At 59.9% G+C, this 6,396-nt stretch carries 3 protein-coding genes; 2 read left to right on the top strand and 1 reads right to left on the bottom strand.

From position 1 onward, the window contains the following. The first annotated feature begins 1 nt into the window (after nt 1). A complete protein-coding gene (locus AAAB16_RS19810; protein ID WP_340664871.1) occupies nt 2-2,077 on the top strand; it encodes an EAL domain-containing protein in 2,076 nt (691 codons plus the stop codon). A gap of 20 nt (nt 2,078-2,097) precedes the next feature. Next, nucleotides 2,098-5,748 (top strand): CHASE domain-containing protein, encoded by a 3,651-nt coding sequence (locus AAAB16_RS19805; RefSeq protein WP_340664870.1) that lies wholly within the window; start codon nt 2,098-2,100, stop codon nt 5,746-5,748. Between the two features lie 8 nt (nt 5,749-5,756). Here the strand turns inward: AAAB16_RS19805 and AAAB16_RS19800 are convergent, their stop codons facing one another. Beyond that, complete coding sequence (locus AAAB16_RS19800; protein WP_340664872.1) at nt 5,757-6,233, bottom strand: cytochrome b/b6 domain-containing protein; 477 nt, start codon at nt 6,231-6,233, stop codon at nt 5,757-5,759. Between the last annotated feature and the right edge of the window lie 163 nt (nt 6,234-6,396).

The following is a 6,396-nucleotide window of genomic DNA, read 5'->3' as shown; positions in this document are numbered from 1 at the left end:
TATGTTTTCAGAGCTTCGTGGCGCGCCCACGGTCATTCTTATCGTCGACGACCAAGCATCCAATATCAAAGTGCTGCGCGAAGCCGTGCGTGACTTAGGCGAGGTGTTCTTTGCTACCAGCGGCCATAGCGCCCTGGAGATGGCCCAGCGCTGTCAGCCAGACGTGGTGCTGTTGGATATCGAAATGCAGGACATGGACGGCTACCAAGTCTGCGCCAAACTGAAAGCCGACCCGGGCCTGAAAGACGCCGCCGTGATCTTCGTCACCTCCCACACCGAAGCGCAGTTTGAGCTGCAAGCGCTGGCCAATGGGGCCGTGGACTTTTTGCAAAAACCCTTAAACGTGCCAGTTGCACGCGCGCGCATTCGCACCCATGTGCAACTGCGCAGCGAAACCAAAAAGCTCGCTGAAGCGCAGCGCGACCTCGAAGACCTTATTCAGCATTTGCCGGCATTTATTGGGTTCTGGAGCCGCGACCTGCACAACCTGTTCTGTAACGACCAAACCGGCAGTTGGTTTGGCGTACCCGCCGCCGCCATGCTGGGGCAACACTTGCGCGCGGTCATCGGTGAGCAAAGCTTTGCCGTCATTAGTGGCCACCTGGAAAAACTAACCGACGAGCAGTCAGTTACCTTCGAAATCGAACTGCCCGCGCCCCATGAAGGGCTGCGCTACGGCCAGGTCACCCTGATTGCCCGCTATAAACAGCGCAATGCCGACGTTCTGATGCTGTTAACCGATGTCAGCGCGCGCAAGCTCGCGGAACACGCCAAGCTCGACTTTCTTTCGCGCCATGACACCCTCACCCACCTGCCTAACCAACTGTACTTGCAGGAGCACACCCAAGCGGTTATTCAAGCGCACGCGGATCATGGCCAAGGTCATGTGGGCATGCTGGTGCTGGACATTGACCACTTCAAAACCATCAACGATACACTCGGCCACGCCACCGGCGACCGCCTGCTGCAACTGATGGCGGCACGGCTGAAAACCCTCTGCGGCCCCGGCGACGTCCTTAGCCGTCAGGGTGGTGACGAGTTTGTCATTCTGGTTAAAGAGGCCACTAGCCTCACCGCCATGGGCGACTTCGCCGAGCAAGTACTGACCGCCACGAGCGAACCATTCTGGCTCGACAACAGCCGCCACGACCTGCACGTAAGCATCGGTATCAGCGTATTCCCCCATGACTGCACCGATGTGCAGCTGCTGTTTCGCCATGCCGAAACAGCCATGTATCAAGCCAAGCAGGAAGGTCGCCAGCGCTGGCGGTTTTTCAGTGTGGAAACGGAAAACTCCCTGCGCGAACGCCATCAACTGGAGCGTAATTTGCGCGAGGCCCTGCATAACCAGGATTTTCAGCTGTTCTATCAGGCCAAAGTGGATAGCCGCGAGCGCCGCGTGGTAGGCGTGGAGGCACTTATCCGCTGGCCCAACGCCCCGAGCGGGCCGGTATCGCCCGCGCAGTTCATTCCCCTGGCCGAGGAAACCGGGCTGATTCTGCCGATTGGCCAATGGGTACTGGAGCGCGCCTGCCAGGATGGGCGCCGCTGGCAAGACCAAGGCTTGGAGATCTGTATCAGCGTCAACATCTCCTTTTTGCAGTTTCGCGAGCAGCGTTTTCTGCAGATGGTCATCGATATTCTGCAAAGCACTGGGCTGCGCCACGACCTGCTGGAACTGGAGATCACCGAAGGCGTATTGGTGCAAAACGTCGACCAGGCGCTGGAAACCCTCACCGCTCTGCATCAATTAGGTGTGCGCATCGCCATTGATGACTTCGGCACCGGCTACTCCAGCCTGGTGTACCTCAAGCGCTTTCCCATCAACGTGCTAAAAATCGACCAGAGCTTTGTTCGCGACATGCTCGAAGAAAGCACCGATATGGCCATTGTTGAAGCCGTCATCCATATCAGCCAAGCCCTGCACCTGGAGTTGGTCGCCGAAGGCGTCGAAACCGAAGAACAGGCAGCCATGTTGCGCGAAAAAGGCTGCCCGGTCGTACAGGGTTACCTCTACAGCCGCCCTGCGGCCTTTGCCACGATCAGCGAGATGCTTGTCCACGGCCTGCCTCACTAACCGCTCAGCAGGACACCCGCATGCCACCATGGATAGCCGTCATTTTTGCCCTCGGCATAGGCCTCAGTGCGCTGGCAGCCTGGGAAACGCAACGCAGCAATGCGCGGTTAACCCAACAAGCACTGGCGGTGGAATTGCAGGAAACGGCCGATGCGGTTGAACGCCGTATGCACCGCTACCAGTTTGGCCTGCGCGGCATTCGTGGCGCGATTCAGGCCGTTGAAGCGCAGCAATTGACGCTGGCGGCATTTCAGCGCTACAGCGACACCCGCGATATTGGCCAAGAGTTTCCCGGTGCGCGCGCCTTTGGCTACATCGTTCGCGTGCCGTTGGCTGAACACGCCGCGTTTGTCGCGCAACAACAGCAACAGGGCCGCAGCGACTTTCAGATTAAGCAGCTGCACGCCCATAGCGGCGAGCGTTATGTGATTCAGTACATTTCGCCGCTGGCCGGCAATGAGGCCGGCATTGGCCTGGACATCGCCTCCGAGCCGGGCCGCCAGGCGGCGGCAGTTGAGGCGCTGCACACTGGCGAGGTACGTTTGACCCGTCCAATCGTGCTGGTGCAAAGCACCGCCCAAGGCGTTAAAGCCTTTCTAATGGTGCTGCCGGTTTACCGCAGCTCGCGAACACCCGCCAACGGGGCCGAGCGTGAAGCCCAGGGCATTGGCTGGAGTTATGCCGCGCTGGAAATAGATCAGGTGCTAAGCGACCTGGGGGTCTACAACACCGGGCTGGGGCTCCAGCTTTTTGATGTAACCGAAGACCGGCACCCGCTGCCGTTCTTTGACGGCCCCAACGTCGGCTCTGGAGCATCAGCCGTGGCCAGCCTGGCCATTGAGCGAGAGATTTTCGGCCGCCAGTGGCGCTTGCAAATGCTCGCCTACCCGGCGTTTGTCGCCACGTTAAATCAAACCTCGCCCCGTTTGGTGTTGGTGCTTGGGCTCTTGATCAGTGGGCTGGTGGCGGCGTTGCTGGCGGTGCTGGATAACCTGCGGCGGCGGCGCATGGAAATTTTTACCGACCAGGCACGCTTGGCCGCCATTGTTGAAAGCTCCTCCGACGGCATTGTCGGTAAAGACCTCAGCGGCATCGTCACCAGTTGGAACCAGGGCGCCGAACATATTTTCGGCTTTACCGCCGCGCAAGCGGTGGGCAAGCGCCTGGCCGAGCTGGTGGTGCCGGATGACCTGCAAGCCGAGGAGCGTGACATTCTTGCGCGCATCAACCGTGGCGAGCGGGTCGATCCTTTTGAAACCCAACGCCGTCATCGCGATGGTCATTTGGTTGATGTCTCGGTGGCGGTGGCGCCCATTCGTGATGGCGCCGGCCAGATTGTCGGGGCCTCGAAAACGGTGCGCGATATCTCCGCGCAAAAGGCCGCGGAAATGAACCTGCAAGTGTTGTACTCCAACCTCGAAACCCAGGTCGCCGAACGCACGGCCGAGCTACAACAAGCCAAGTTGCAAGCCGACTCGGCCAACGCTGCCAAGTCGTCGTTTCTGGCCAATATGAGCCATGAAATCCGCACGCCGCTAAACGCTGTTTTGGGCATGCTGCAACTGCTGCTGCACACCTCGCTCAATAGCCGGCAAAACGATTACGTAAACAAAGCGCGCTCGGCCGCGCAATCGTTACTGGACCTGCTTAACGACATACTCGATTTCTCCAAAATCGAAGCCGGCAAACTGCAACTGGACCTGCACCGCTTCGAACTGGAAACCCTGATGCGCAGCCTGGCGGTGGTGTTATCCGGCAACCAGGGCGACAAAGAAGTCGAGGTGGTGTTTGACCTCTCCCCCACCCTGCCCAGCGTGTTGATCGGCGACCGTTTGCGCCTGCAACAGGTGCTGATCAACCTGGCCGGCAATGCCCTTAAGTTCACCCCCAAGGGCTATGTGATCGTCAGCGTTACCGAGCTGGAACGCGATCACGACGGCGTAAAGCTGCGCATCGCCGTTACCGACACCGGCATCGGCATTGCCAAAGACCATCAGCAGCATATCTTCGAAGGCTTTGCCCAGGCGGAAGCGTCTACCACCCGACGCTTTGGCGGCAGTGGCTTGGGCTTGGTCATTTGCCGGCGCTTGGTCGAGCTAATGGGCGGCGAGTTGCAGGTTATCAGCGCGCCCAACCAAGGCAGCCGATTCTGGTTTGACCTGCGCTTTGCCGTAGAGCCAGGTAAGACCCTGGGCGCCGACTGCCAGAACGTTGAGCGACCGTTGAATATCTTGATTGCCGATGACAATACGGTGGTAGCCGAGCTGATGCGCCACACCATTGAAGGGTTAGGCTGGCATGCCGACTTGGTCACTAACGGTTTAGAGGCCGTGGCCCGCGTGCGCGAAGTGCAGCACACGCAGCCTTACGACGTGGTGCTGATGGACTGGCGTATGCCGGAACTCGATGGCTTGAGTGCCGCGCAGCAGATTCACGACGACGGCGCCACTCAGCAACAACCGGTGGTGGTCATGCTCACCGCCTATGGCCGCGAGGCGTTGGCGCACATTCAACAAATTGCCCACTCGCCCTTTATCGATTTTCTGACCAAACCGGTCACCCCACAGCAGTTGGCCGCGACGGTGAAACAGGCCCTGCAAGGTGGCGCCGGCAACACACCGGAGCAAGACGGCCAACAGCCGGCACAGCCACGCCTGGCGGGGCTGCGCCTTTTGGTGGTGGAAGATAACGCCTTGAACCGCATGATTGCCGCCGAACTGCTCGGCTATGAAGGCGCGCAGGTGCAGTTGGCCGAAGGCGGCCTACAAGGCGTGGGGCTGGCAACCAGCACGCCGCCGGCCTTTGATCTAGTGATTATGGACGTGCAGATGCCCGACATTGACGGCTATGAGGCCACCCGCCGTATTCGCCAACAACTCAGCGCCGCGCAGTTACCGATTCTGGCCATGACCGCCAACGCCTCGCTGACTGACCGGCAACTGTGCCTGGCAGCCGGCATGAATGATCACGTCGGCAAACCGATCGACATCGACCAAGTGGTTGAAGCGGTATTGCGCCTCACCGGCCGAAGCAGCGCTAGCGGCGCGGTGGTTGGGGCGCAACCCGAATCCATCACCGGCGATCAGTTAGTGGAGGACGGCGGCTCAATCCTTAGCCGCTTTGGCATGAACATCGACCTGCTGCAGCGCCTGTATGTCGACTTTCAACAAGATGCTCACGTGCTGCTGGCGAGGTTGCAGGCGCACATCGATCACGCGGATGAAGGGGCGCAGCGTCTGGCTCTGCACTCGCTTAAAGGCAGCGCCGCAAGCCTGGGTGCCAAAGCCCTGGCCCTGCGCGCCGGGGAGTTGGAGCAGCAGTTAAAACAACAACCTGAGCAGGCTCAACAGCTGCTGGCCGACCCGCGCACCTTGCAACAGCTGCATGAATTATTGGCCAACAGTGTGGCGCAACTGGGCAGTTGGATCGCGACCTGTGCGCCACAGGCACCAACGGCCAAGGCCGAAGCCACGGCAATGTCGGCAGATAGCTGGCAGCGCCAATGTGCGGAACTGAGCGCCCTACTCGCCGCCGGCAATATGCGCGCGCTGGAACTCTGCGACGCCATGGCGGCGAGCAATCCGCCACCGTGGTTCGCCGAAGTGGCCACTCACGTCAACGCCTTGCGGTTTGTTGAAGCCAGCCAGCGGTTAAGCGAACGGCCCGAGTAAGCACAGCCTTAGAGCATGCGTTTAAGCACGTTGTCGCGCCGGTAAACGTGGTGCCAGAGCGCGGCAACTATGTGCAAGCCGATCACGTAATAGAACGCCGTACCCACCCACACATGCAGGTCTTCAATGTTGTGGGCCAGCGGTTTGTTCAGCTCAAACGGCGAGGCAATGGTCAGGCTGCCCAACGGAATACCGCCGCGCTCCAGCAGCACCACCAATACACCCATCACCGGTTGCAGCAACAGAAAGGCATACAAGGCGTAATGGGTCAGCGTCGACAGCCGCTGCACCGCCGGTTTCATCGCTGGCACTACCGCCGGTGGCGGATTACGCCGACGGGCTAACAGGCGTGGCAGCACCAAGGCCAACACCAGCAAGCCGACCCAAAAGTGCCCCTGAACAAACAAGGTTTTTAACGCACTGCCCTTGGCAAACCAGCCACGGCCATCAATCAGCACATAGGCCAGCACCACCAGGCCGGCCATCAGCCAATGCAGCAGGCGCGAGGAACGGGCATAACGCGCGGCGTCATGGGCTTGTGCATTAAGGCGCGAAAGCGTTTTTTCATTCCTGCTGATGGAATCGGTCATGTGTCCCTCGACGCGTAAATGGCCACCACGGTGGCCCTGAGTGTTGAGGGGAGTATCA

The organism is Pseudomonas sp. (assembly GCF_037994325.1).
Taxonomy (GTDB): Bacteria; Pseudomonadota; Gammaproteobacteria; order Pseudomonadales; family Pseudomonadaceae; genus Aquipseudomonas.
Note: the sequence above shows the minus strand (reverse complement) of the source record. Positions and strands in the feature narration are given on the sequence as shown.

Excerpts from the sequence above, each read along its gene's own strand:
- AAAB16_RS19810 (WP_340664871.1), top strand. The coding sequence starts at position 2 with ATGTTTTCAGAGCTTCGTGGCGCGCCCACGGTCATTCTTATCGTCGAC.
- AAAB16_RS19805 (WP_340664870.1), top strand. The coding sequence starts at position 2,098 with ATGCCACCATGGATAGCCGTCATTTTTGCCCTCGGCATAGGCCTCAGT.
- AAAB16_RS19800 (WP_340664872.1), bottom strand. The coding sequence starts at position 6,233 with ATGGCCGGCCTGGTGGTGCTGGCCTATGTGCTGATTGATGGCCGTGGC.